Origin of the sequence: Paraconexibacter algicola (assembly GCF_003044185.1) — a bacterium.
Classification (GTDB): domain Bacteria; phylum Actinomycetota; class Thermoleophilia; order Solirubrobacterales; family Solirubrobacteraceae; genus Paraconexibacter; species Paraconexibacter algicola.
Genome location: NZ_PYYB01000001.1, coordinates 2,790,767 through 2,814,170, shown reverse-complemented (window position 1 = coordinate 2,814,170; position 23,404 = coordinate 2,790,767). Strand labels below are relative to the sequence as shown.

The 23,404-nt window shown below is 71.6% G+C and carries 26 protein-coding genes; 2 read left to right on the top strand and 24 right to left on the bottom strand.

The annotated features are described in order from the left end of the window. Window positions 1-38: 38 nt before the first annotated feature. From atpG to C7Y72_RS13215, 10 genes are all read right to left on the bottom strand, one after another. Entirely contained in the window at window positions 39-941 is a 903-nt protein-coding gene (gene atpG / locus C7Y72_RS13260) for an ATP synthase F1 subunit gamma (protein ID WP_107569252.1), read from the bottom strand. 36 nt (window positions 942-977) lie between these two features. Then, entirely contained in the window at window positions 978-2,582 is a 1,605-nt protein-coding gene (gene atpA, locus C7Y72_RS13255) for a F0F1 ATP synthase subunit alpha (protein WP_107569250.1), read from the bottom strand. Window positions 2,583-2,612: 30 nt separating this feature from the next. Further along, window positions 2,613-3,143 carry an ATP synthase F1 subunit delta gene (gene atpH, locus C7Y72_RS13250; protein WP_107569248.1) on the bottom strand — a complete coding sequence of 177 codons (531 nt, stop codon included), beginning with the start codon at window positions 3,141-3,143 and terminating at the stop codon, window positions 2,613-2,615. Window positions 3,144-3,145: 2 nt separating this feature from the next. Next, the gene (atpF, locus tag C7Y72_RS13245) at window positions 3,146-3,733 is read right to left on the bottom strand and encodes a F0F1 ATP synthase subunit B (RefSeq protein WP_107569246.1); all 588 of its coding nucleotides are present in this window, start codon (window positions 3,731-3,733) and stop codon (window positions 3,146-3,148) included. Between the two features lie 6 nt (window positions 3,734-3,739). After that, the gene (gene atpE, locus C7Y72_RS13240) at window positions 3,740-4,021 is read right to left on the bottom strand and encodes an ATP synthase F0 subunit C (RefSeq protein ID WP_107569244.1); all 282 of its coding nucleotides are present in this window, start codon (window positions 4,019-4,021) and stop codon (window positions 3,740-3,742) included. An 89-nt stretch (window positions 4,022-4,110) separates the two neighbouring features. Then, the gene (gene atpB / locus C7Y72_RS13235; RefSeq protein WP_107569242.1) at window positions 4,111-5,001 is read right to left on the bottom strand and encodes a F0F1 ATP synthase subunit A; all 891 of its coding nucleotides are present in this window, start codon (window positions 4,999-5,001) and stop codon (window positions 4,111-4,113) included. Beyond that, entirely contained in the window at window positions 4,998-5,426 is a 429-nt protein-coding gene (locus C7Y72_RS13230; RefSeq protein ID WP_107569240.1) for a hypothetical protein, read from the bottom strand. Before C7Y72_RS13230 ends, atpB begins: the two co-directional genes overlap by 4 nt. 190 nt (window positions 5,427-5,616) lie before the next feature. Beyond that, entirely contained in the window at window positions 5,617-6,588 is a 972-nt protein-coding gene (locus C7Y72_RS13225; protein WP_107569238.1) for a hypothetical protein, read from the bottom strand. Between the two features lie 43 nt (window positions 6,589-6,631). Continuing rightward, a complete protein-coding gene (locus C7Y72_RS13220; protein WP_107569236.1) occupies window positions 6,632-7,018 on the bottom strand; it encodes a cupin domain-containing protein in 387 nt (128 codons plus the stop codon). A 2-nt stretch (window positions 7,019-7,020) separates the two neighbouring features. Next, the gene (locus C7Y72_RS13215; protein WP_107569235.1) at window positions 7,021-7,941 is read right to left on the bottom strand and encodes a hypothetical protein; all 921 of its coding nucleotides are present in this window, start codon (window positions 7,939-7,941) and stop codon (window positions 7,021-7,023) included. Between the two features lie 100 nt (window positions 7,942-8,041). Here C7Y72_RS13215 and C7Y72_RS13210 point away from each other — a divergent pair, with 100 nt between their 5' ends. Continuing rightward, entirely contained in the window at window positions 8,042-8,647 is a 606-nt protein-coding gene (locus C7Y72_RS13210) for a TetR/AcrR family transcriptional regulator (RefSeq protein WP_107569232.1), read from the top strand. On the opposite strand, the gene C7Y72_RS13205 is transcribed toward C7Y72_RS13210, so the two are convergent. The 12 genes from C7Y72_RS13205 to icmB form a co-directional block, all read right to left on the bottom strand. Next, entirely contained in the window at window positions 8,619-9,815 is a 1,197-nt protein-coding gene (locus tag C7Y72_RS13205) for a glycosyltransferase family 4 protein (protein ID WP_107569230.1), read from the bottom strand. The genes C7Y72_RS13210 and C7Y72_RS13205 overlap by 29 nt on opposite strands. 57 nt (window positions 9,816-9,872) lie before the next feature. Continuing rightward, window positions 9,873-11,171 carry a serine hydroxymethyltransferase gene (gene glyA, locus C7Y72_RS13200; RefSeq protein WP_107569228.1) on the bottom strand — a complete coding sequence of 433 codons (1,299 nt, stop codon included), beginning with the start codon at window positions 11,169-11,171 and terminating at the stop codon, window positions 9,873-9,875. Window positions 11,172-11,341: 170 nt separating this feature from the next. Next, window positions 11,342-11,779 carry a ribose 5-phosphate isomerase B gene (rpiB, locus tag C7Y72_RS13195; protein WP_107569226.1) on the bottom strand — a complete coding sequence of 146 codons (438 nt, stop codon included), beginning with the start codon at window positions 11,777-11,779 and terminating at the stop codon, window positions 11,342-11,344. A gap of 17 nt (window positions 11,780-11,796) precedes the next feature. Then, a complete protein-coding gene (locus C7Y72_RS13190; RefSeq protein WP_107569224.1) occupies window positions 11,797-12,414 on the bottom strand; it encodes an L-threonylcarbamoyladenylate synthase in 618 nt (205 codons plus the stop codon). Window positions 12,415-12,434: 20 nt separating this feature from the next. Further along, window positions 12,435-13,277, bottom strand: coding sequence for a peptide chain release factor N(5)-glutamine methyltransferase (gene prmC / locus C7Y72_RS13185; RefSeq protein WP_158276843.1), 843 nt, complete (start codon window positions 13,275-13,277; stop codon window positions 12,435-12,437). Next, window positions 13,274-14,332, bottom strand: coding sequence for a peptide chain release factor 1 (gene prfA, locus C7Y72_RS13180; RefSeq protein WP_107569222.1), 1,059 nt, complete (start codon window positions 14,330-14,332; stop codon window positions 13,274-13,276). Before prfA ends, prmC begins: the two co-directional genes overlap by 4 nt. A gap of 131 nt (window positions 14,333-14,463) precedes the next feature. Next, window positions 14,464-14,691 (bottom strand): 50S ribosomal protein L31, encoded by a 228-nt coding sequence (gene rpmE, locus C7Y72_RS13175; RefSeq protein ID WP_107569220.1) that lies wholly within the window; start codon window positions 14,689-14,691, stop codon window positions 14,464-14,466. Window positions 14,692-14,728: 37 nt separating this feature from the next. Next, window positions 14,729-15,490 carry a CARDB domain-containing protein gene (locus tag C7Y72_RS13170; RefSeq protein WP_146175370.1) on the bottom strand — a complete coding sequence of 254 codons (762 nt, stop codon included), beginning with the start codon at window positions 15,488-15,490 and terminating at the stop codon, window positions 14,729-14,731. A gap of 76 nt (window positions 15,491-15,566) precedes the next feature. Beyond that, the gene (locus C7Y72_RS13165) at window positions 15,567-17,318 is read right to left on the bottom strand and encodes an electron transfer flavoprotein-ubiquinone oxidoreductase (protein ID WP_107569216.1); all 1,752 of its coding nucleotides are present in this window, start codon (window positions 17,316-17,318) and stop codon (window positions 15,567-15,569) included. A 10-nt stretch (window positions 17,319-17,328) separates the two neighbouring features. Then, window positions 17,329-18,300, bottom strand: a complete 972-nt coding sequence (locus tag C7Y72_RS13160) for an electron transfer flavoprotein subunit alpha/FixB family protein (protein WP_107569215.1) — start codon at window positions 18,298-18,300, stop codon at window positions 17,329-17,331. Between the two features lie 12 nt (window positions 18,301-18,312). Continuing rightward, window positions 18,313-19,026 carry an electron transfer flavoprotein subunit beta/FixA family protein gene (locus C7Y72_RS13155; protein ID WP_230316250.1) on the bottom strand — a complete coding sequence of 238 codons (714 nt, stop codon included), beginning with the start codon at window positions 19,024-19,026 and terminating at the stop codon, window positions 18,313-18,315. 195 nt (window positions 19,027-19,221) lie between these two features. After that, window positions 19,222-19,638 (bottom strand): coenzyme B12-dependent isobutyryl CoA mutase small subunit, encoded by a 417-nt coding sequence (icmB, locus tag C7Y72_RS13150; RefSeq protein WP_107569211.1) that lies wholly within the window; start codon window positions 19,636-19,638, stop codon window positions 19,222-19,224. 204 nt (window positions 19,639-19,842) lie between these two features. Here icmB and C7Y72_RS13145 point away from each other — a divergent pair, with 204 nt between their 5' ends. Further along, window positions 19,843-21,273: a wax ester/triacylglycerol synthase family O-acyltransferase gene (locus C7Y72_RS13145; RefSeq protein ID WP_107569209.1), complete on the top strand. Its 1,431-nt coding sequence runs from the start codon at window positions 19,843-19,845 to the stop codon at window positions 21,271-21,273. 24 nt (window positions 21,274-21,297) lie between these two features. Here the strand turns inward: C7Y72_RS13145 and C7Y72_RS13140 are convergent, their stop codons facing one another. Continuing rightward, a complete protein-coding gene (locus C7Y72_RS13140) occupies window positions 21,298-21,636 on the bottom strand; it encodes a cupredoxin domain-containing protein (RefSeq protein WP_107569207.1) in 339 nt (112 codons plus the stop codon). An 18-nt stretch (window positions 21,637-21,654) separates the two neighbouring features. Next, the gene (locus C7Y72_RS13135; RefSeq protein ID WP_107569206.1) at window positions 21,655-23,322 is read right to left on the bottom strand and encodes an acyl-CoA mutase large subunit family protein; all 1,668 of its coding nucleotides are present in this window, start codon (window positions 23,320-23,322) and stop codon (window positions 21,655-21,657) included. Window positions 23,323-23,404: the final 82 nt, after the last annotated feature.

The window sequence follows — 23,404 nt, the reverse complement described above, 5'->3', positions numbered from 1 at the left end:
TTCCGGTTTCGGGAGGGTCGGGAGAGGCTTCGCGGGTCCTACAGCGCCTCGGCGCCGGCCACGACCTCGAGGATTTCCTGGGTGATCGCGGCCTTGCGGGCGCGGTTCAGATCGAGCGTCAGCGAGCTGATCAGCTCACCGGCGTTCTCGGAGGCGTTGCGCATCGCGGTCATGCGCGCGCCGTGCTCGGAGGCCGTGGACTCCAGGAGCGCGCGGAACAGCGAGATCTCGACGTAGTCGGGGACGAGGCGCCCGAGGATCTTGTCGGGGTCGGGCTCGTACTCGACGAGGGCGTGGTGACCGGTCTCCTCGGTCACGTCCTCCCCCACCTCGGCCTCGTCGACGATCGTCGCGTGCTGCAGCGGCAGGAGCACCTCGCGGCGCACCAGCTGCGTCATCGCCGACACGTAGCCGTTGTAGAAGACCTCGACCTGGTCGAGCTTGCCGTCCGCGTAGGCCGCCATGAGGTCCTCGGCGATCTCGCGGGCGTTCGCGTAGGCGGGACGGTCGGAGAACCCGACGTACTCGCCCTCGAGGTGCAGCTTGCGGAACGTCAGCGAGCTGACGCCGCGACGGCCGGCCGCGTAGAACACGACCTGCTTGCCCTGCTCGCGGTGCTCCTCGGCGGCCTTCAGGCCGGCGCGGATGATCTGCGAGTTGAAGGCGCCCGCCAGGCCACGGTCGCCCGTGACGAGGAGGATGCCGACCGTGTCGACCGACTCGTGCTGCGTCAGCACGGGCAGGTTCGGCACGTTGCCCGCGGCCTCGGAGGCCTGCCGGGCCATCCGGCGCACCGCGCCCGCGTACGGGCGCAGCGCCTCGATGCGCAGCTCGGCGCGGCGCAGGCGCGCCGCGGCGACCATCTGCATCGCGCCGGTGATCTTCTGGATGTTCTTGACCGAGCCGACGCGGCTCTTCAGCGATTTGAGATCTGCGGGCATGGTGGTCGGGAGGGCTCCTCTCTACCGGGCCGGGGCCTAGACGGCGGCCGGCTCGGCCGACGCGGAGGACTCGATGCCGGCACCGGACGTGACGGTGGCCGCGTCCTCCTCCGGGTTGCCCTCCTCGTCGAGGTCGTAGCCGAAGTCCTTCGACCACCCGGCGACGAGCGTGTCGACCTCGGACTGCGTGCCGTCCGACCAGTCACCGCCGGCGATCTTCTCCAGGAGCGGGGCGGCCTCGGCGCGCGCCCGACGGAGCAGGCCCTCGAGGAACTCGGGGACGCGGCTGGTCAGGATGCGGTCGATGTAGCCGTTGGTGGCGGCGAACAGCTGGATCGTCTGCTCGGCGACGTTCAGCGGCGAGCGCTCGTTCTGGTTCAGCGTCGCGACGAGGCGCTCGCCGCGGGCCAGGGTCTTGCGGGTGTCCGCGTCGAGGTCGGAGCCGAACTGCGCGAACGCCTCGAGCTCGCGGTACTGGGAGAGCTCGCCCTTGATCTTGCCGGCGACCTTCTTCATCGGGCCGATCTGCGCCGAGCCGCCGACGCGCGACACCGAGATGCCGACGTTGATGGCCGGGCGCACGCCCGAGTTGAAGAGCTTCGGCTCGAGGAAGATCTGCCCGTCGGTGATCGAGATGACGTTCGTCGGGATGAACGCGGAGACGTCGCCCGCCTGCGTCTCGATGATCGGGAGCGAGGTCATGGACCCGCCGCCGAGCTCGTCGTTGAGCTTGACCGCGCGCTCGAGCAGGCGGCTGTGCAGGTAGAAGACGTCGCCCGGGTACGCCTCGCGGCCCGGCGGGCGGCGCAGCAGCAGCGACATCTGGCGGTACGCGTACGCGTGCTGGGTGAGGTCGTCGTACACGGTCAGCGCGTGGCCGCCCTTGTAGAGGAAGTACTCGCCCATCGCGCAGCCCGCGTAGGGCGCGAGGAACTTGATCGGCGCGGCCTCGTCGGCCGGGGCGGCGACGATGATCGCGTTGTCGAGCGCGCCGGCCTCCTCGAGCGTCTTGGCGAGCTGGACGACGGTCGCCATGCGCTTGCCGATGGCGACGTAGATCGAGACGACACCGGTCGCCTTGTTGTTCATGATCGCGTCGAGCGCGATCGCGGTCTTGCCGGTCTGGCGGTCGCCGATGATCAGCTCGCGCTGGCCACGGCCGATCGGGATCATGGCGTCGATCGCCTTGATGCCGGTCTGCAGCGGCTCCTTCACCGGCTGGCGCGAGACGACGCCGGGGGCCTTGAACTCGACCGGGCGGTACTCGGCGGGCGTGATGTCGCCCTTGCCGTCGAGCGGGTTGCCGAGCGGGTCGACGATGCGGCCGAGGAACTCGTCACCGACCGGGATCTCGAGGAGCTTGCCGGTGCGCTTGGCGGTGTCGCCCTCGACGACCTTCTGCCACGGGCCGAACAGCACGGCGCCGACGTTGTCGGCCTCGAGGTTCAGCGCGAGGCCGGTGACCCCGTGCGGGAGCTCGAGGCGCTCGAACGCCATGCAGTTCTCGAGCCCGTGGATGCGGGCGATGCCGTCGGCGACGGACAGGACGGTGCCGACCTCGGTGAGCTCGGCGGAGCCGGCGTCGAGGCCCTCGATGCGGCTCTTGAGGATGCTGGTGATCTCGTCGGGCTTGATCTGCATGACGTGGGAGGTCTCCTGAGTGGACGCGACCTAGGCGGTCGCGACCTGCTTGCGAAGGGATTCGAGACGCGTCCGGATCGACGCGTCGAGGATGTTGTTGCCGACGCGCATGACGATGCCGCCGATGACGTCGGGGTCGACCGTGGTGGTGAGCGCGACCTTGCGGCCGGTCTGCTCGCCGATGCGGGCCGAGAGCTGCTGCACGAGGGCGTCGTCCAGGGCGATCGCGGAGGTGATCTCGACGGGAAGGAGCTTGTTGGCGTCCTCCCACAGAGCGTCGTACTCGCGCCGGATGCGGAAGATCACCGGCATGCGGTGCTTCTCGACCAGCAGCTCGAGCACGTTGCTCACGATCGGCTCCGCATCGGACACCGCGCGGCGCAGCCCGTCCAGCTTCTCCTCGGTGGAGAAGTAGGGCGAGAAGAGGAAGACCTGCAGGTCGCGGTTCCCGTCGACGGCGTCCGTGAACGCGCCGAGCTGGTCCCGGACGACCTCGGCCTTCCCCTGGGCCTGCGCGACCTCGTACAGGGAGCGGGCGTAGACGCGGGCGATCTCTTCCATGTCTAGCTGTTCCGCTCCCCGCCGAGGGCGGAGAAGTCGAGCTCGGAGAGGGCCTCCTCGACGAGCCGGCGCTGGTCCTCCTCGGTCAGCGTCTTGCGCGTGACCTTCTCGGTGGCCAGGACGGTCATCGCGGCGACCTCCTTGCGGACCTCCTGCAGGGCGCGCAGCTGCTCCTGCTCGATGTCCTTCTGGGCCTGGGCGACCTTCTCCTCGCGCTCGGCGCGGCCGGACTCGACGAGGGAGCGCTTCTCCTCCTCGCCGGCCTTCTGCGCACGCGCGACGATGTCGTCGGCCTGGACGCGGGCATCGGCCAGGCGCTGGCGGTACTCCTCCAGCAGCTGGTTGGCCTCGGCCTTGGTGCGGTCGGCGGACTCGATCGAGTCCTCGATGAGCTTCTGCCGCTTGTCGAGGGCCTCGGCGATCGCCGGGAACGCCAGCTTGTAGAGCAGCGCCATGGCGACTCCGAAGATGACGAGGGTCCACACCATCAGGCCGACGCCGGGCTCGACGAGGAAGGACCCTCCCCCCTCGGCGGCCTCGGCGCCACCTTCGGTGGCGGCGAGGATCGTGGTGGTGACGGCGGAGAGCATCGCGACCTAGAGGAAGAACGCGATGAGGCCCGCGACGAGGCCGTAGAAGAAGCACGCCTCGCAGAGCGCGAAGCCGAGCCACTGGATCGAGGTGATCTCGTCCTTCATCTCCGGCTGACGGGTCACCGACTCGATGACCTTGCCGAAGATCTGGCCGATGCCGATGCCGGCGCCGACGGCACCGAGGCCGCCACCCACGCCGAGGGCGATCGCGCGACCGGCGTTGGCGCCGTACGCCTCGGGGTCGGCTGCAGCCTGCGCGAGCACGGTGATGGTGCTGAGGTCCATGGTCCTGATTCTCCTTGGGGGTTTCGTGCGACGAGTGAGGTCTCGGGCCTGCGGCGACCGGGGCCGCCCCAGGTGGGTCCCGGGGTCGGTTAGTGGTGGTCTGAGGTCGCCCCGCCGAGGTAGATGGCGGTGAGGGTGGCGAAGATGAAGGCCTGCAGGGTGGCGACGAGGCCGACCTCGAACATGAAGAGGCCGACGGCCATCGGGAAGGTGACGATGCCGAGCGCCTCGATGCCGAGGAGCACGACGAGCGCGCCGCCCATGAACAGGATGATGAGGTGGCCCGCGAGGATGTTCGCGAAGAGGCGGACGCTCAGCGAGATCAGCCGCATGAAGTTCGACATCAGCTCGAGGACGAAGACCATCGGGACGATCGCCTTCGGCACGCCGGCCGGGATGAAGCTCCGCATGTAGCCGCCGAAGCCCTTGGTCCGGATGCCGACCGCGTTGTAGATGATCCACACGAGCAGCGAGAGCGCGAGCGGGATCGAGAGGTTCGCGGTCGCCGCGTAGAGGGCGAAGGAGGGGACGTCGAAGCCGAAGATGTCGACCTTGTGGGCCGTGTTCGTCGGCAGCGGGATGTAGCCGAGCATGTTCGAGAACCAGATGAACAGGAACAGCGCGGCGATGAACGGGAACCACTTGGCGGCGACGCTGTGGTCCATGTTCTGCTTGGTGATGTTGTCGCGCATCGTGGTGTACGCGAGCTCGACCAGCGTCTGGACGCGGTTGGGCTTCTGCTTCATGCGGCGGGCGACGTAGATCATCGTCGCGCACATGAAGATCGCGGCGACGAGGACGTACATCGTGGCCTTGTTGAAGGCCAGGGGCCCGAGCTCGAACCAGGTGTCGAGCTTGAACTCCTCCTGCGGCTGGAAGAAGTCGTTGTCGGTCCGCGAGAAGCCGAAGATCGCGACGAACAGGACGATGACACCGACGTAGATGCCGAGGCCGATGCCGACTTTGGCTTTGGTCGTCATGACGGGGAAGCGTTCCTCTCGAACGAGCGTGCGAGCAGCGAGTTGGCGAAGTAGAGCGTGAAGGCGGCGAAGACGAGGACGGCGGCGGCGAGCCCGTCCTCCCGCTCTCCGGCGGTTCCGACGGCGAGGATCGTAAGGCCCACGAGCCACGCGCGTCCGATGACGCCGCCGAGGTTGTATCCGATTGCGGCGCGGACGTCCTCGCGGGTGGCCGCGCGCCGGGCGAGCGCGAGCTCGAGGACGCGGTTGAGGACCCACACGCCGGCCCCGGCGAGGATGCCCAGGACGGGCGCCCCGAGGAGGCAGACGACCGGCGCCGCCATGACGATCAGGACGATGTCGGCGAGCCGCAGCGGGCTCGTCCCCAGGCGGGGACCGCCCGGGGTCGGCTCGGGGGCCGACGGGTCGGACGGGGCATCGATCATGAGTTCCTGATGGGGCATGGGAGGTGCGGCGCTGCTCCCTGGACGTGCGAAGCCCGCGCAGCGCGCGGGCCGTGACACTCCACCTTCGGGGACAGCGGAGGAGTGCCACCCACACCCTACCTGATCCGCCGAGCTTGTAACAACATTGTGACACTCGGCGCGAGCGCGCCGGGCGACAGACCGCCGTCGATCAGCGACGGGCGGCGCGCTGGCGGGCGATCAGCACCCGCTGACGGCGCAGCAGCCCGTCCAGGACGGTGAACGCCGGGCGTGGCCCGCGCGGCCCGATCAGCGCGCTGTCCCAGCTGTCCTGCGGGCTGATCGTGTCCCAGTGGTAGAGGTAGACGCGCGAGATCCGCCGGCTCGTCCCGGCCAGCCGGTCGAGCACGAACCGCGTGACCCGCGCGGCGTGCTGCGTCCCCTCGGTGAACCCCACGGTCTCCTTGCGGCGGTTGCGCCGGGCGACCAGTCCGCCGGTCTCGGTCAGCCACACGTCGCCCTTGACGGCGCGCAGCAGCGAGCGGGTGCGCGCCGTCGACATCCGGTTGGCGTCGACGTAGTTGTGCAGGCCCCAGATCTTCGGCTCGACCCTCAGCGCGCGGCGCAGCTGCCGGGTCCAGCGGATCATGTTCGGCATGTCCAGCAGCTCGGCCGGCAGGATCGTGCAGCGCGGGCAGGCCTGGCGCAGCTTGCGGTAGTAGGCGGCGACGAGCGCCGGCCGGGTGCAGGTCGGCTGCCCGCAGTGGTTGGGCTCGTTCCAGACCGCGAACGTCGTCGCCCACGGGTAGCGCTCGCGGAACCGCTGGAACTCGTACTTGAACCGCTCGGGCGTGGGCAGGACGCGCCGACGCCCCTCCCCTCGCGAGTTCGAGAACGTCACGAGCACGCGCGAGCGCGCGCGGCGCGCCGCGCGCATCCAGGCGTCGACGTCCTGGGCCTGCCAGTCGATCGTGCGGACGTCCCACGGGACGACGATGCGCGCGTCGCGGACGCCCAGCTCCCCGAACAGCGGGTCGGTGAACATCCCCGGCTTCTGGTCGCCGATGCCGACGGTCAGGCTCGGGCGCAGGGCGTGCGCGGGCGTCGCCGCGGCGGCGGCGAGGGCGAGGCCGAGCGCGCAGAGCGCGACGACGGAGCGGAGTGCACGGGGGAACGTGGGCATGCGGCTGCGGGTCCCGGCGGTCCTGCCCGGGGTCCTGCAGCTTCTAACGCGCGGCGGACGGAGGGGTTGCGCCGGTGAGGACCGTGTCCTCGTGCGAGTAGGCGGGAGCGCAGCAGCACAGCAGCACGAGCGGCTCCTCGCCGTCGCACCAGAGCTGGTGCTCGATCCCGGGCGGGATCACCGCGCAGTCCCCCGGGCCGACCTCGCGCGTCTCCTCCCCCACCCGCAGCCGGCCACGGCCGGCGGTGAAGTAGTAGAGCTCCTCGGAGGTGCGGTGGTAGTGCGCGATCGTCTCGCCGCCGACCGGCACGGTGGCCTCGGCGAGGCTCTGGTTGCGCGCGGGCGTCCACGACGGCCCGCACAGCTCGCGGATCGTGGACCCGTCGAGGGTCGTGAAGGTCTCGCGGTCCGCGAGGTTCGCGACGTGCACGGTCAGCGCCCGAGCTGCTTGCGCAGCAGGGCCAGCGCCGGGCGCTCGCGGCCGTCCGGGCCGATGAACGCGGAGTCCCACGAGTCGTTCGGGGAGGCCGAGTTCCAGTGGTAGAGGTACATCCGCTCGATCCGCGGGCTGAGCTTCGCGATCGTCTTGAACAGGTAGGACGTCGCCTTCGCGGCGTGCGCCTCGCCCTTGCCCTTGAACGTCGCCTTCGAGAACGCGGAGCGCCGCGCGACGACGCCGCCGACCTCGGTCAGCCAGACCTTGCCCTTGACGCCCTTCAGCAGCTTCTTCGTCGAGGTCGTGCGGAAGTTGTTCGCGTCGGAGTAGCTGTGCAGGCCCCAGATCTTCGCGGGCTTCTTCAGCGCCTTCTCGACCTGCCGCGCGTAGCTGACCATGTTCGGGTTGTCGAGCAGGTCGCCCGCGAGGATCTTGCAGCCCTTGCACTCCTGCTGCAGCACCTTCGTGTAGGAGGCCAGCAGCTGCGGCTTGCGGAACGTCGGCTGGCCGCCGTCGTTGGGCTCGTTCCACGCCGAGTACGCCGTCACGAACGGGTAGCGCTGGCGCAGGTAGCGCACCGCCTTGCGGTAGGCGGCGACGCTCGGGGCGCCCTTCTTGCGGGTGCGCGCGTTGCTCGAGCGCTCCATCGTGATCAGCGGCGCGATGCCGTCCCGGGCGGCGCCCGCCATCCAGGCGTCGAGGCGCGCGAGCTGGAACGGGTTCGTGCTCACGTCGAAGGGCACGAAGTAGCGCGCGGTCTTCAGCTGCAGCGCGACGAAGCGCGGGTCGGCGAACATGTCCGGCTTCTGGTCGGCGATGCCGATCAGCGGCTTGGCCGACGCCGGGCTGGGCAGCGCCGCGAGCGCGCTGAGGGACAGCGCGGCGAGGGCCGCGACGGACAGGCTTCGGAGGCGCATGCGGCCGGGGATGTTCCACGACGCGTCACGCGGATGCAACGTCGAACCGACTTGACACCCCGTCAATGGACGAATGACCCGGTGGTAGGCTGCCGCGCCGATGGCCCGGACCGCCGACGACCCGTCCCCCAAGCGCGCCGCGATCCAGGCGGCCGTGCTGCAGGCCACCGAGGACCTGCTGGCCGAGGGCGCCTCGTTCCCCGACCTGGGGATCGAGCGCATCGCCACCCGCGCCGGCATCTCGCGGACCGCGTTCTACTTCTACTTCAAGGACAAGCGCGAGCTGCTCGCGCGCCTGACCGAGGACCTCAGCGACGAGCTCTACCGGCAGGCGGACATCTGGTTCTCCGGCGGCGAGGACCCCCACCAGGAGATGCACGCCGCGCTCACCGCGATCCAGGGGGTCTACCGCGACCACGCGCCGCTCGTGCGCGCGGTCGTCGAGGCGGCCGCCGGCGGCCCGGAGGTCGCCGCGTTCTGGCGCACGCTGCTCGGCCGCTTCGTCGACGCGGCCGCCGAGCGGATCGCCGCCGAGCGCCCGGAGGGAACGGTCCTCGGCGCCCCGCACCCGACCGCGTTCGCGCTCGTGTGGATGGTCGAGCGCGCCTTCTACGAGCAGCTCGCCCAGGGCGAGCCGTACGCGCCCGAGGAGCTCGTCGACGCGCTCTGCGGGATCTTCATGCGGACGGTGTACGGGGTCCGCTAGGACCGTCGTCCGCCCGCAGCGCCTGGAACTCGCCGGTCTCCATCGCCCGCGCCACCTCGGCGTCGACGTCCGCGGCCGCCCGGCCCGTGCGCCGCCGCAGCGTCACCCGGAACTTCAGGATCTCGAGCGTGTAGACGAGGTACACGCTGGCGGCGAGCACGAGCAGCCCGAGCCCGGCCATCACCGCCGTCCAGCCGGGGTCGAAGCTGCCGCCGTTGTCGGAGTAGGGGACGAACCGCAGCGCCACCGCGAACCCCGCCAGGCAGACCGTCCACGCGTAGAGGTACAGGACCGTCCGCCGCTGGCTGAAGCCGATCGCGCTGAAGCGGTGGTGGAAGTGGTTGGTGTCCGCCGCGTAGATCGGCCGGCGGTACTTCAGCCGCTTCAGGACGACGAAGGTCGTGTCCAGGAACGGCACCGCCAGGACGACGAGCGGGAACAGCAGGGCGAGGATCGCCTGCGTCTTGACCGCGCCCTCCACCGCGACGCAGCCCAGCAGCAGCCCGAGCAGGTTCGACCCGCAGTCGCCCATGAAGGCGCTCGCCGGGTGGAAGTTGTGCACGAGGAAGCCGAGCGCCGCCCCGCAGGTGATCGCCGCGAGCACGCCCGCGTGGTCGCGCTGCAGGTCGAACGCGATGATCGCGAACGCCGCCGCGGCGATCGCGCAGACCCCGGCCGCGAGGCCGTCGATGCCGTCGGAGAGGTTCACGACGTTCATCACCGCCACCAGCCCGACCACGGTCAGGGGCGCGCCCGCGCTGCCGAAGTCGACCGCGCCGAGGAACGGGAACGTGATGTTCGTGACCTCGACGCCGGCGGCGACCGGCACGCTCGCCGCCCCGATCTGGCCGAGCAGCTTGACCGCCGGGTGCAGGTCGAAGCGGTCGTCCAGCGCGCCGACGAGCGCGATCACGACCGCCCCGGCGAGGATGCCGTGCAGGCGGTCGCCGAGGATGCCGCCGAAGTCGAGGAACAGCAGGCCCGCGACGAGGACCGCCGCGAGCATCGCCAGGCCGCCGAGCAGCGGCGTGCCGCCGGCGGCCAGTCCGCGGTCGCGCGGCCGGTCGACCGCCCCGACGGCCCGGGCCAGCCGGGACGTCAGCGGGGTCGCCAGGGCCGCGACCACGAAGGCCGCCACCAGGGCGAGGATGGCGTCTTCGACGGTCATGGCCGCCGGGAAGCCTACGCCCCGGAGCGGCCAGGCAGCCGCGGGGCGGCGCGGGGCTCAGACCGCGGCGCGGGCGCCCAGGTGCTCGTAGAGCGGGTGCTTGTCGGCGATCGCGACGACGCGCTCGGCGAGTTCCGCCTTGCGGTCCGCGAACTCAGGGGTCAGCGCGGTCGCGATGATCTCGCCGACCTCGGCGAAGTCCTCGACCGACAGGCCCCGGGTGGCGAGCGCCGACGCGCCGACGCGCAGGCCGCTCGTGACCATCGGCGGGCGCGGGTCGAACGGGACCGAGTTGCGGTTGACCGTGATGCCGATCTCGTGCAGGCGGTCCTCGCTCTGCTGGCCGTCGATCTCGCTCTCGCGCAGGTCGGCGAGCACGAGGTGCACGTCGGTGCCCCCGGTCAGGACGTTCACGCCGTGGCTGCGCGGCCCCTCGGCCAGCAGCGCGTCGGCGACCGCGCGGGCGCCGGCGATGGTGCGGACCTGGCGCTCCTTGAACTGCTCGCTCATCGCGATCTTGAACGCGACGGCCTTGCCGGCGACGACGTGCTCCAGCGGGCCGCCCTGCTGGCCCGGGAAGACGGCGCTGTCGATCTTCTTCTGGTGCTCCTCGCGGCAGAGGATGAGGCCGCCACGGGCGCCGCCGAGGGTCTTGTGGACGGTGGTCGTCACGACGTCCGCGTGCGGGACGGGGCTCGGGTGCACGCCCGCGGCGACGAGGCCGGCGAAGTGCGCCATGTCCACGAGCAGGTAGGCGCCGACCGCGTCGGCGATCTCGCGGAAGCGCGCGAAGTCGAGGTGGCGCGGGTACGCGGACCAGCCCGCGACGATCATCTTCGGCTTGCGCTCGTGCGCGATCCGCTCGACGGCGTCCATGTCCACGAGCCCGGTCTCGGCCGAGACCTCGTACGGGGCGATGTCGTACAGGCGACCCGAGACGTTGAGCTTCATGCCGTGCGAGAGGTGGCCGCCGTGCGGGAGCGCGAGGCCCATGACGGTGTCCCCGGGCTGCAGCAGCGCGTGGTAGACGGCGGTGTTGGTCTGGGCGCCCGCGTGCGGCTGGACGTTGGCGTGCTCGGCGCCGAACAGCTGCTTGGCGCGGTCGATCGCCAGCTGCTCGATGACGTCGACGTGCTCGCAGCCGCCGTAGTAGCGGCGGCCCGGGTAGCCCTCGGCGTACTTGTTGGTCAGGACGCTGCCCTGCGCGTCGAGGATCGCCTGCGGGACGAAGTTCTCGCTGGCGATCATCTCGAGCGTGCGCTGCTGGCGCTCGAGCTCGAGGCCGATCGCGTGCGCGACCTCGGGGTCGACCTCGGCGATCGGGCGGTTGAAGAAGTCGGACGGCAGGTCGGACACGGGCGTGCTCCCTTGCGGTGGCGGCGGACGTTGCGGGTGGTGCCCAGGCGCGCGGCGGTGTGGCTCTCGTCGCTCCCCGGTGGTCGTCTCCACCTCGTCGACCGGACGCCGTCCGGCCGCGGCTGCGCCAGTCGCGACGCCCCCAAGGTACCACCTGGGGGTGCGTGCTCCTACGCCTCGATGTCGGCGATCTGCCCGACGCGGCGGGCGTGACGGCCGCCCTCGAAGTCGGTGTCGAGGAAGGTGCGGACGATCTCGTCGGCCGTACCGGGCTCGAGCCGGGCGCCCGACAGCGTCACGACGTTCGCGTCGTTGTGGCGCCGCGACATCTCCGCCTCCTGCGGGTCGTGCGCGTTGACCGCCCGGATGCCGCCGACCTTGTTCGCGACGATCGCGACCCCGACGCCCGACCCGCAGGCCAGCACGCCGCGCTCGGCCTCGCCGCGGGCGACGAGGGCGGCGGCGTCGCGCGCGAAGCCCGGGTAGTCGACGGAGTCCGGCGAGGTGGTGCCCACGTCGACGACCTCGTGCCCGGCGGCACGCAGCGTCGCGGCGACGTGCTCCTTGAGGTGGAACCCGGCGTGGTCGGAGCCGACGGCGATGCGCATGGGCGCGATCGTAGTGCTCAGACCAGCGCGGCGGCGACCTCGTCGGCGGCGACCAGGCCCTGCCGGACGATCCGGTGGTCGCCGTCCTGCTCGTAGGTCGTGAGGTCGACCACGGTCGACGGCGTGCCCGGCAGCTCCCCGGCGTCGAGGACGAGATCGGCCTCCTCGCGCAGCACCGGGTCGACCTCGTCCAGACGGCGCGCGTCCGGCCCCCCGGCGAGGTTGGCACTGGACTGCAGCACCGGCCAGCGGACCTCGTGCAGCGCCGCGGCCTCCAGGCCGAGCGCGGGGATCCGCAGGCCCAGCACGTCCGGGGACGGCCCGCAGGCCAGCGGGAAGCGGTGCGCCGGGTTGGGCAGCAGCAGCGTCACCCCGCCCGGGGTCAGCCGGCGGACCGCCTCACGGGTGCGGTCGCCGAGCTCCGGCAGGGCGGTGAGCGCGAGCTCGCTCTGGAAGAACATGACCGCGGCGGGCTTGTCCGGGCGGCGGCGCTTGAGCGCGTAGAGGCGGCGGACCGCCTCCTTCTCGTCGGCGTCGCACGCCAGGCCGTAGACCGTGTCGGCCGGGAACACGGCGACGCCGGCCACGCTCATGCAGCGCTCGAAGGTCTGGGCGTCGGCGGAGGTGAGGGCCATCTGCCGAGGGTACGGACCGCTCAGCGCCGGGCGACCACCACGCGGTCGATCCCCGCGAGGTCGTCGTGCACGTCGGCGTGCGGGTAGCCGGCCCCCCGGGCGAGTCCGACGACCGCGCCGCGCTGCCCGATCCCGTGCTCGACGGCGACCCACGGCACGGCCGCCGCCGCGCACGCCGGGAGCAGCCGGCGCAGCACGTCGAGCCCGTCCGGCCCGGCGAACAGCGCGTCCCCGGGCTCGTGCTGGACGACGTCGTGCATCATCGTCGCCCGGTCGCCGTCGGGCACGTAGGGCGGGTTGGAGACGACCGCGTCCCACGGGCCGTCGGGCGCCCCGTCCAGGAGGTCGGCCGCCGCGAACGCGACGTCGAGGCGCAGTCGCCGCGCGTTCGCCCGCGCGACCTCGAGCGCCGCGGCGCTGGCGTCGACGGCGTGCACCTCCAGGTCGGGCCGCTCGTCCTTCAGCGCGAGCGCGATCGCGCCGCTCCCGGTGCCGACGTCGAGCACGCGGGCCCCGGACGGCAGCGCGGCGACGGCGAGCTCCACCAGCAGCTCGGTCTCCGGCCGCGGGATCAGCACGCGCGGGTCGACCGCGAGGTCGAGGTGGCGGAAGCCGCGCGTGCCTAGCAGGTAGGCGACGGGCTCGCGCAGGACGGTGCGGCGCCGCACGAGGTCGCGGAAGACCCGGATCGCCGCCCCCTCGACCGGGGTGTCGCGCTCGAGGAACAGCCGCGTGCGGTCCCAGCCCAGCGCGTGGGCGAGCAGCAGCTCGGCGTCGAGCTCCGGCGTCGCCGAGCCGCTGCCACGCAGCGCGACGAGCGCGCTGTCGAGGGCCTCCCGGACCGGGACGCCCGCGAAGCTCACGACCCGGCGCCGGCGGTGGTCTGCGCCTCGAGCCGGCGGCGCTTCTCGTCGGCGGTGAGCGCGGCGGTGAACTCGTCGAGCTCGCCCTCGAGGACCGCGTCGAGGTTGTGGGCGGTGAGCTTGATGCGGTGGTCGGTGACCCGGCGCTCGCCGTAGTTGTACGTGCGGATCTTCTCGGCGCGGTCGCCGGTGCCGACCTGGGCCTTGCGGTCGGCCGACCAGGCGGCCTGCTGCTCGGCGAGCGCCGCCTCGTAGATCCGGGCGCGCAGCACGCGCATCGCCTTCTCGCGGTTCTGCAGCTGGCTCTTCTCGTCCTGCATCGCCACGACGATCCCCGTGGGCTTGTGCGTGATCCGCACCGCCGAGTCGGTCGTGTTGACCGACTGGCCGCCCGGGCCGCCGGAGCGGTACACGTCGATCTGGAGGTCGGACTGGTGGATCTGCACGTCGACCTCCTCGGCCTCGGGCAGCACCGCGACCGTGGCGGTCGAGGTGTGGATGCGGCCCTGGGTCTCGGTCGCGGGCACGCGCTGGACGCGGTGCGTGCCGCCCTCGAACTTGTAGACGCTGAACGCGCCGTCGCCCTTGACCGCGAAGGTGTACTTGCCGTCGCCGATGTCCATCGGCTCGACCGTGAACTTCAGCCGCTCCCCGTACTTCGTGAGCATCCGGTAGAGGTCGCCCGCCCACAGGCCGGCCTCCTCCCCGCCGGCGCCGCCCTGGATCTCGACGATGACGTTCTTCTCGTCGTTGGGGTCGCGCTCGACCATCGCCAGGCGCAGCTCCTCCTCGAGCTCCCCGAGGCGCGCGCGGCCGGCGTTCAGCATCTCGCGGACCTCGTCGTCCTCGCCCTCGGCCAGCAGCTCCTGGGCGCCGGCGACGTCGTCGGACGCGCGGCGCCACTCCTCGGCGAGCTTCGCGGCGACCTCGAGCTGGCGGTACTCGCGGCCGGTCTCGGCGTAGCGCTGCCGGTCCCCGATCACCTCGGGGTCGACCATCATCCGCTCGAGGTCCGCGAAGCGCGCCTCGATCTGCCCGACCAGCTGCTCGATCACCCCACGAGCGTAGAGGGAACCCGCGCGCGCGGGCGTCCGCCGCCCGGGGCCGGCCCGTCAGGGTCCCGGACGACGAACGGCCCGCCGGGGTGGTCCCGACGGGCGCGTGGTGTCGCGGTGTGCGGTGGGCGCTAGCCCTGCGAGACGCGCTGATCGGCAGCGCGCTTGGCGGCGCGGCGCTTGAAGCGCTCGACGCGACCGCCGGTGTCGACCAGCTTCTGCCGGCCCGTGTAGAACGGGTGGCAGTTGGAGCAGATCTCCACGTGGATCTCGGGCATGGTGGAGCGCGTCGTGAACTCGTTGCCGCACGTGCAGCGGACGTGCGCCTCGACGTACTCGGGGTGGATTGCGGTCTTCATCTCATCTACGAGTGTAGGGAACGCGTCCAGCGGGCGGTCAGCCGCACGGACGGACGGCGACGTTGTCGGTCTCGGAGGCCTCGTCGATGCCGTCGGCCGGGTCGACCTCGGCCCGCAGCTCCTGGCCGGGCGCGCAGCCGGCCAGCGGGAACGTCACGATCGCGGTGACGCCCGGCCCCAGCGGCGGCACGGTCTGCGACGGCTGCTCGACGCCGGCCACGCGCAGCGTCACCACGGCGGGGGCGAGCGTGTCGGTGCGACCGCCGTTGCGGACGGTGACCTCGGCGACCGGGCCGCCGTCGCCCATGGCGGGCCGCAGCCGCACGAGCTCGAGGTTCGGCCGCGGGTCCGGCTGCCGGCAGGCGGGCGTCGTGCGCTGAGCGCGGCGGACCGTGCGGCCCTCGGCGTCGACCCAGCGGAAGCGGACGACCGCCCGGTAGGCCCCGGGGGCGAGCCCCTCGACCCGCTTGGCGTAGACGAACCCGGAGACGCCGGGCCGCGACTTCTCCCACTCGCCGAAGGTCGGGGCGGCGACCCGCTCCCAGCCGCGGCGACCGGGCGCCTGGCGCTCGAGCGCGAAGCGGATCCACAGGCGCGAGGCGCCCCGGCGTGCCGGCATCGACGCGGTGAACGCGGCGCTGCCGCCCGCGACGTCTGTCGCCGGCTCGCAGGCGGTGAGCTTCGCGGCGAGCGTCGGCCGCGGCCCGGGATCGGTCGCGGCCGACGTCGGGGTCGCGGCGGACGCCAGCAGCGCGACGGCGCCGGCGAGGGCGCCCAGGACGGGGGGACGGAACGGCATGGTCACCCCCACGAACAGGCGAGGGGCGCAGATGTTGCGCCCCTCGCGGTCCTGCTCGATCGTGCTCGTGCCCGGATCAGGTGATCTGGTAGAGCGGGCCGTCGCCACCCTCGGGGGTGGTGAGGCGGCCGCCCTTGGCGGTGATCGCACCGCACTGCACGCAGTTCGTGTAGTTCACGACGACGTTGACCTTGCCCGTCTCGGGCTCGTCCTCGGGGATCTCGTACACGCCGGCCGGGCACATCCAGACCCACGTCTCCGCGACCTCGCGGGGGACGTTCTTCTGGACGCGGATGTGGTTCGGCGCGTCGTCACGGGTCGCGTTGCCCGTGATGTAGACCGAGGACAGCTTGTCGAACGTGTACTTCCCGTCCGGCTTGACGTAGCGGTCCTTCGTCTTGCCGATGAACATCGGCTTGTGGTCGTTGCGGTGCCACGCCAGGCGCCCGGGCAGCTTGCCCTTGGTGACCTGGTGCAGGCCGGAGATCGGGCCGCCGATCAGCAGGCCCTTCTGCAGCGGCTGGCGCGCGTTGCGCACCTCCCACAGCTCCTTGCCGACCGTCGACTCCTCGATCGCCTGCTCGTAGGACTCGAGGCTGCTCTCGCCGGTCTTCAGCGCGTTGAAGATCGCCTCGCCCGCGAGGATGCCGGACTTGATGCAGTGGTGGACGCCCTTGAGCGCCAGCGTGTCGACCATGCCGCCCGCGTCGCCGACGATCAGCGCGCCGGGCATGCTGAGCTTCGGCATCGACCAGTAGCCGCCGCCCGGGAGCGCCTTGGCGCCCCACGCGACGCGCTCGCCGCCCTCGAGGATCTTGCGGACCAGCGGGTGCGTCTTGAACGTCTGGAGCATGTCGTGCGGGGACGTGGTGGCGTCCGCGTACTCGAGCTCGACGACGAAGCCGATCGAGACCAGGTCCTCCCCGGTCTTCTCGTCCTTCATCGGGTAGATCCAGGTGCCGCCGACCTGCCCGTACTTCGGGCTGATCGCCAGCGGCCACGGGCCGAGCGTGTGGATCAGGCGGTCCAGCGGCTTCGGGACCTTCCAGACCTCCTTGACGCCGAGCTCCCAGACCTGGGGCTCGCGGTTCTCCGCGAGGTCGAACTCGCGGATCGCCGCACCGGTCAGGTGGCCCCAGCAGCCCTCGGCGAGGACCGTGTGCTGGGCGACGATGTCGGTGCCGGGCTCGAAGTTGCCGAGCTCCTGGCCCTCCTTGCCGCGGCCCTTGTCGCCCGAGCGGACGCCGCGGACGCGACCGTCCTCGACGAGCAGCTGGGTCGCCGCGGTCTCGGTGAGGATGTACGCGCCGGCCTCCTCGGCGACGCGCGCCTGGTAGCGGGCGAGCGCCGAGACCGAGATGACCTCGTTGCCGTGGTTCTTGAAGTTCGGCGGCGTCGGGACGCGCAGGGAGATCTTCGAGGTGGGCGTCGCGTAGACCGCCTCCTTCGTGACCTCGCCGTAGGCGAAGCCCTCCTTGCGCCAGTCCTCCCGGGTCATGTCCGGGAAGAGCTCGAGCAGCGGGTCGGGGCGGACGACCGCGCCGGACAGCGTGTGCCCACCGCAGACCTTCGCCTTCTCGACGATCGCGACGGGCACCTCGCCGAGGCGCTCCATCACGTCGCCGCCGTTCTCGGCGTCCTCGTGCAGCAGCTGCAGGAGCCGGTTCGCGGTCGCGAGACCGGCGGTGCCGCCACCGACGATGGCGACGCCGACCTCGATGATCTCGTCCTCGGGGTCGACCTCCCGCTTGATGAACTCCTGCTGGGTGTTCACCGGCGGCGGGTAGGCCGCGGGCGCGGTCTTCCCGTTCTTCGTGGTGGCGGCCATGCCGTGCTCCTTAGCCCTTCTTCGCCTTGATGGCCTCGGTCAGCTTCGGGAGGATCTTGTTCAGATCGCCGACGATGCCGAGGTCGCTGAACTCGAAGATCGGGGCGTTCGCGTCCTTGTTGATCGCGACGATGTTCTCCGAGGACTGCATGCCGACCTTGTGCTGGATCGCGCCGGAGATGCCGGCCGCGAGGTACAGCTTCGGCGCGACCGTCTTGCCGGTCTGGCCGATCTGGGCGGCGTAGGGGTACCAGCCGGCGTCGACGACCGCGCGGGTCGCGGCGACGGCGGAGTTGCCACCGAACGCGGCGGCGAGCTGGTCGCAGAGGTCGAAGCCCTCCGCCTTGCCCAGGCCGCGACCGCCGGCGACGAGGACGTCCGCGCCCTCGATGTCGACGTCGGCGCCGCGCTGCTCACCGCGGGTGCGCAGCGTCGCCTTGCCGGCCTGCGCCGACAGCTCGACGGAGACGTTCTCGACGGCCGCGTCGCCGCCGGACTGCTTGATCTCGAACGCGTTGAGGCGGCCGATGATGATGCCGATGTCCGAGCGGAACTTGATCTCGGAGATCGAGGAGTCGCCGAGGATCGGACGCTCCGCGACGAGCTCGCCGCCCTGGACGGTCACCGCGGTGACCTCCATCGCGACGCCCGCGCCGAGGCGCGCGGCGAGGCCGGCGCCGATCTCGAAGCCCAGGAGGCCGCCGCCGAACAGGACGTACTTGTAGTCGCCGCCGTTCAGGACGCCCGCCATCGCGTCGATCGCCGGACCGGCCAGGCCGGCCGGGGCGTCCGCCACGAAGACCTTCTTGGCGCCGTACGCGCCGAGCGAGCCCGCGACGTCGGCCGCGCCGTCGCCGATCAGGATCGCGTGCGCCTCGCCGCCGAGCTCGCCCGCGAGCTTCGCGGCCTCGGACACGGCACCGAGGGAGTTCTTGTTGACCGCGCCCTCGTAGTGGAGCGCGTAGACCAGGATGTTCGCCATGGTGATGTCTCCTTAGATGAGCTTGCGCTCGTCGAGCCAGGCGACGATCTTCTCGACCGTCTCGGCGGTGTCCTCGTCCTCGATGATGGTGCCGGCGGCCTTCTGCGGCGGGGCCTTCGCGGCGGTCCACTGGGCGGCGGAGTTGTCGGCGCCGACCTTCGAGGTGTCGATGTCGACATCGCCGGTGGCGACGGTGTCGAGCGGCTTCTTCTTCGCGCCCATGATCGCCTTCAGCGACGGGTAGCGCGGCTCGTTGATGGCGTCACCGACGGAGATGACGGCCGGGAGGCCGACCTCGACGGTGTCGTAGCCGTACTCGGCCTGACGCTCGCAGACGAGGGTCTCGCCCTCGACGTCGAGCTTGATGACCTGCGTCAGCGAGGGGGCGCCGAGGTGCTCGGCGACGACCGCACCGATCGTGTAGCACTCGCCGTCGTCGGACTGCTGACCCAGCAGGACGAGGTCGGGGTTCTCGCGCTTGAGCGTCTGCGCGAGCGCGTAGCCGGTCGCGGCCACGTCCGAGCCGGCGACGGCCGGGTCGGTCAGGTGGACGGAGCGGTCGGCACCCAGGGACACGGCCTTGTGGAGCGCGCGCACGGCGGACTCCGGGCCCATCGTGACGGCGACGATCTCGTCGACGGCGACGCCGCCTTCCTTGATCTGCATCGCGGCCTCGATGGCGTGCGTGTCGTACGGGTTCAGGTTCTTCTCACCACTGCGATCCATGCGACCCGTGCTGGGGTCGACACGCTTCTGGACAGCGGCGTCCGGGACCTCTTTGACCAGGACGGCGATCTTCACTGCGGCCTCCTCGGGGGGAAACGAACGTTCGGGAGTGTACCTGCGTGATTGACTGACGAGTCAATCGAGGCGCGACGGCATGACATACCCCCGCGCCATGGGCGACGTTACGAGCGGGATCTACTCCCGCTCGGCGACGGCGCCCTGGATGAAGTCGATGATGTCGCTCGTGGGCGCGCCGGGGGTGAACACCTCCGCCACACCGAGCTTCTTCAGCTCCGGGATGTCGTCGGCGGGAATCGTCCCGCCGACGGTGACGAGCACGTCGTCGATGCCCTGCTCCTTCAGCAGCTCGACGATGCGCGGCACCAGCGTCATGTGCGCGCCCGACAGGATGGACAGACCGACAGCGTCGGCGTCCTCCTGGATCACCGTCTCGACGATCTGCTCCGGCGTCTGGTGGAGGCCGGTGTAGATGACCTCCATGCCCGCGTCCCGCAACGCCCGGGCGATGATCTTCGCGCCACGGTCGTGGCCGTCGAGTCCCGGCTTGGCGACGACGACGCGGATCTTCTTCTGGGCGGTGCTGGTGGACATGCGATGGAGCTCCTCGGCGGGCGGACGGGCGCGGTCGGAAGTCTAGTCAGGTGGACGTCCACGTGACGGCTGGGCGCGCGCGCGTGTTACTAGGGAGGCCGCGCCGACGTCCCACGGCTCGACGCGGCGGACGGGCACGGGGCCGCGGTTCTGGACCGGGTGTCCGTGGCGCGCGGGCCACGCCGGCGCGACGATCGTCCCACCATGCCCCGCTCCCGCCTCTCCACCCTCGACGCGTCGTTCTTCCGGGTCGAGACGGCGAGCGCGCACATGCACGTCGCCTGGAAGGGGCGCTTCGCCCCGCGCGCCGACGGGCGACCGGTGACGATCGAGGCGCTGCGCGCCTCGGTGTCGGCCCGGCTGCGGTACGCCGAGCGGTTCCGTCAGCGCGTCGCGTTCCCGCCCGCCGGCTTCGGGGAGCCGGTCTGGATCGACGACGAGCGGTTCGACATCGCCGCGCACGTCGTCCCGATGTCGGCCCCGGACGAGCCGCTGTCGCGGGCCCGCTTCGACGAGCTCGTCGACCGCTGCCTCTCGACGCCGCTGGACCGCACCCGCGCGCTGTGGCGCATCGAGCTCGCGCCGCAGCTCGAGGACGGGACGATCGGCATGGTCATGAAGATCCACCACGCGATGGTCGACGGCAAGAGCGCGGTCGAGCTCGCGCTGCTGCTGCTCGACGTCAGCGCCGACGCCGACCACGGTGACCCGGACGAGTGGACCGCCCGGGCCGCGCCCGGGCCGACGCGCCTGGCGCTCGAGGCGCTGGCCGACGGCGGCCTCGAGTCGCTGCGGGCCGCGGGCGGCCTGGCGCGGATGGCGCGCAGCGGCCCCGGGGGCCTGCGCTCCGGCGTGCGGCTGGCGGACACGCTGCGCCGCGCGGCGCTCTCGGTCGGCGAGGACGTGCTGAAGCCCGCACCGTCCTCCTACGTCAACCGCCCGATCACCGCGCACCGCGCCCTCGTGCACCACACGACGGCGATCGGGCCGCTGCTGGACGTCAAGCGCCGCCACGGCGTGACGCTCAACGACGTCGCGCTGTGCGTCGTCAGCGGCGCGCTGCGCGAGCTGTCGATGCGCGCCGGCCGGGTGCCGGCCCCGCTGAAGGTCATGGTGCCGGTGAGCACGCGCGCCGCGGAGGAGGCGGGCGATCTGGGCAACCGGATCTCGTTCGTGTTCGTCGAGCTGCCGGTGCAGCTGCACCGGCCGGCGGAGCGGCTCGCGGCGATCCACGCGGAGACCTCGCGGTTCAAGGACCAGGGTCGCGCGGGCGGCGGCGAGACGCTGATGGGGGCGCTCGGCGTGCTCCCCGAGCCGCTGAAGGAGGCGGCCGCCCGGCTCGCGGCGAGCCCGCGGACCTACAACCTGACCGTCTCCAACGTGCCCGGGCCCCGGATGCCCGTCTACCTGCTCGGGGCGGAGCTGATCGAGGCGGCACCGGTCATCCCGATCACCGACGGCCACGCGCTGTCGATCGGCATCTTCACCGTCCGCGACGAGGTGACCTTCAGCGTCTACCTCGATCCGACGGCGCTGCCGCAGGCGCTCGAGCTGCCGCAGGCGCTCAGCGCCGCGGCGCTCGAGGTCGGCGCGATCGCGGGCCCGCGCCGCGCCCGCAGCGCGGACGCGGCCTGAACCGCGGACCCGCGACGGGCCGGCTCAGGAGGCCTTGACGGTGATCTTCATCGTGCCCGGGTGCACGTCGCACACGAAGCGGTAGGTGCCCTTCGCGGGCACCTTGAACGAGCCGCTGCCCTTCTGCGAGATGCCGGTGCGCAGCGCCTTGCCCGCGCCGGAGGTCTTGCGGACGTTGTGCGGCACGGAGGTGCTCCACGTGAATCGGACCGTGTCGCCCTTCTTGACGCTGAGGCTCTTCGGCGACCAGGTGTTCGCCGAGGTGGCCTTGACGGTCTTCGTCGCGGCCATGGCAGGGATGGCGACGACGCCGGCGCCGGCGGCGACGAGTGCGGCCGCGGCGACGAGGGACGGCTTGGTCATGTGGACTCCTGGGTGGTGTTAGAAGACGGGCGCCTCGGTGTACTTCCCGAACACGTCCTGGAGGGCCTCGATCATCTCGCCCTCCGTCGCGTGCACCCGGGCCGCCTCGATGATCGGCGGCATCAGGTTGGCATCGTCCTGTGCGGCGAGGTCCTTCAGTCGGATCAGTGCCGCCTCCACCGCACCGGAATCCCGGCGCGCGCGGACTCCCTGCAGACGGTCGACCTGCTTGCGCTCCAGCGCCGGATCGACCTTCAGGATCGGGGTGTCGCCGTCGTCGCCCTCGGTGTAGCGGTTGACGCCGACGACGATCCGCTTCTGCGCCTCGATCTCGACCTGCAGGTCGAAGCTCGCGTCGGCGATCTCGCGCTGCGGGTAGTTGCGCTTGACCGCCTCGACCATGCCGCCGAGCTCGTCGATCTTCGCGAAGTACTCGTAGGCCATCTCCTCCATGCGGTCCGTCAGGGACTCCACGAAGTAGCTGCCGCCGAGCGGGTCGATCGTGTTCGTGACGCCCGTCTCGTGGGCGATGATCTGCTGCGTGCGCAGCGCGATGCGGACCGCGTCCTCGGTCGGGAGCGCGAGCGCCTCGTCGTAGGAGTTGGTGTGCAGCGACTGCGTGCCACCGAGCACGCCCGCGAGCGCCTCGATCGCCGTGCGGGTGATGTTGTTCAGCGGCTGCTGCGCGGTCAGGGAGACACCGGCCGTCTGCGTGTGGAAGCGCATGAGCCACGACTTCGGGTTCTTGGCGCCGTAGGTCTCGCGCAGCTCGCGCGCCCAGATCCGGCGGGCGGCGCGGTACTTGGCGATCTCCTCGAAGAAGTCGATCTGGGCGTTGAAGAAGAAGCTCAGGCGCGGCGCGAAGTCGTCGACGTCGAGGCCGCGATCGATCGCCTGCTCGACGTAGGTGAGACCGTCCTTGAGCGTGAAGGCGAGCTCCTGCGCGGCGGTCGCCCCCGCCTCGCGGATGTGGTACCCGGAGACCGACACCGAGTTCCAGCGCGGCATGTTCTGCGTGGAGTACTCGATCATGTCGCCCAGCAGGCGCATCGCCGGGTCGATCGGGAAGCACCACTCCTTCTGGGCGATGTACTCCTTGAGGATGTCCGCCTGGATCGTGCCGTTGAGCTTGTCCGGCGTGATCGCCCCACCCGCCTGCCGCTCCGCGGCGACGACGTAGTAGGCGAGCATGATCGCGGCCGGGGCGTTGATCGTCATCGACACCGAGACGTCGCCGAGGTTGATGCCCTGGAACAGCGTCTGCATGTCGTCGACCGTGTCGACGGCGACGCCCTCGCGGCCGACCTCGCCCAGCGACAGCGGCGAGTCGGAGTCGTGGCCCATGAGCGACGGCATGTCGAACGCGGTCGACAGGCCGGTCTGGCCGTGGTCGAGGAGGTAGCGGAACCGCTCGTTGGTCTCCTCGGCCGTGCCGAAGCCCGCGAACTGCCGCATCGTCCACAGCCGCGTGCGGTACATCGACGGGTAGACGCCACGGGTGAAGGGGTACTGGCCCGGCAGGCCCAGGCCCGCCTCGTCGTCCTTGCCGGCCCGGTCCTGCGCGGTGTAGAGCGGCTTGACCGGCTCGGCGCTGAGCGTCGTGAACGGGACGTCGCGCTCCCCGGCGAGGCCGTAGGCGGCCTTCCACTCGTCGAGGGTCGTCGGGGTGCTCGTGGGCGTGGCCATGAGGAGGCTCCGGGATCGGGTTCCAGGGAGATAGGTGGAAGTCCGCCTATCTCGACGGCCTCAATGGTACCGGATAGGTGGA

Excerpts from the sequence above, each read along its gene's own strand:
- atpG (WP_107569252.1), bottom strand. The coding sequence starts at position 941 with ATGCCCGCAGATCTCAAATCGCTGAAGAGCCGCGTCGGCTCGGTCAAG.
- atpA (WP_107569250.1), bottom strand. The coding sequence starts at position 2,582 with ATGCAGATCAAGCCCGACGAGATCACCAGCATCCTCAAGAGCCGCATC.
- atpH (WP_107569248.1), bottom strand. The coding sequence starts at position 3,143 with ATGGAAGAGATCGCCCGCGTCTACGCCCGCTCCCTGTACGAGGTCGCG.
- atpF (WP_107569246.1), bottom strand. The coding sequence starts at position 3,733 with ATGCTCTCCGCCGTCACCACCACGATCCTCGCCGCCACCGAAGGTGGC.
- atpE (WP_107569244.1), bottom strand. The coding sequence starts at position 4,021 with ATGGACCTCAGCACCATCACCGTGCTCGCGCAGGCTGCAGCCGACCCC.
- atpB (WP_107569242.1), bottom strand. The coding sequence starts at position 5,001 with ATGACGACCAAAGCCAAAGTCGGCATCGGCCTCGGCATCTACGTCGGT.
- C7Y72_RS13230 (WP_107569240.1), bottom strand. The coding sequence starts at position 5,426 with ATGATCGATGCCCCGTCCGACCCGTCGGCCCCCGAGCCGACCCCGGGC.
- C7Y72_RS13225 (WP_107569238.1), bottom strand. The coding sequence starts at position 6,588 with ATGCCCACGTTCCCCCGTGCACTCCGCTCCGTCGTCGCGCTCTGCGCG.
- C7Y72_RS13215 (WP_107569235.1), bottom strand. The coding sequence starts at position 7,941 with ATGCGCCTCCGAAGCCTGTCCGTCGCGGCCCTCGCCGCGCTGTCCCTC.
- C7Y72_RS13210 (WP_107569232.1), top strand. The coding sequence starts at position 8,042 with ATGGCCCGGACCGCCGACGACCCGTCCCCCAAGCGCGCCGCGATCCAG.
- C7Y72_RS13205 (WP_107569230.1), bottom strand. The coding sequence starts at position 9,815 with ATGACCGTCGAAGACGCCATCCTCGCCCTGGTGGCGGCCTTCGTGGTC.
- rpiB (WP_107569226.1), bottom strand. The coding sequence starts at position 11,779 with ATGCGCATCGCCGTCGGCTCCGACCACGCCGGGTTCCACCTCAAGGAG.
- C7Y72_RS13190 (WP_107569224.1), bottom strand. The coding sequence starts at position 12,414 with ATGGCCCTCACCTCCGCCGACGCCCAGACCTTCGAGCGCTGCATGAGC.
- rpmE (WP_107569220.1), bottom strand. The coding sequence starts at position 14,691 with ATGAAGACCGCAATCCACCCCGAGTACGTCGAGGCGCACGTCCGCTGC.
- C7Y72_RS13170 (WP_146175370.1), bottom strand. The coding sequence starts at position 15,490 with ATGCCGTTCCGTCCCCCCGTCCTGGGCGCCCTCGCCGGCGCCGTCGCG.
- C7Y72_RS13165 (WP_107569216.1), bottom strand. The coding sequence starts at position 17,318 with ATGGCCGCCACCACGAAGAACGGGAAGACCGCGCCCGCGGCCTACCCG.
- C7Y72_RS13160 (WP_107569215.1), bottom strand. The coding sequence starts at position 18,300 with ATGGCGAACATCCTGGTCTACGCGCTCCACTACGAGGGCGCGGTCAAC.
- C7Y72_RS13155 (WP_230316250.1), bottom strand. The coding sequence starts at position 19,026 with ATGGATCGCAGTGGTGAGAAGAACCTGAACCCGTACGACACGCACGCC.
- icmB (WP_107569211.1), bottom strand. The coding sequence starts at position 19,638 with ATGTCCACCAGCACCGCCCAGAAGAAGATCCGCGTCGTCGTCGCCAAG.
- C7Y72_RS13145 (WP_107569209.1), top strand. The coding sequence starts at position 19,843 with ATGCCCCGCTCCCGCCTCTCCACCCTCGACGCGTCGTTCTTCCGGGTC.
- C7Y72_RS13140 (WP_107569207.1), bottom strand. The coding sequence starts at position 21,636 with ATGACCAAGCCGTCCCTCGTCGCCGCGGCCGCACTCGTCGCCGCCGGC.
- C7Y72_RS13135 (WP_107569206.1), bottom strand. The coding sequence starts at position 23,322 with ATGGCCACGCCCACGAGCACCCCGACGACCCTCGACGAGTGGAAGGCC.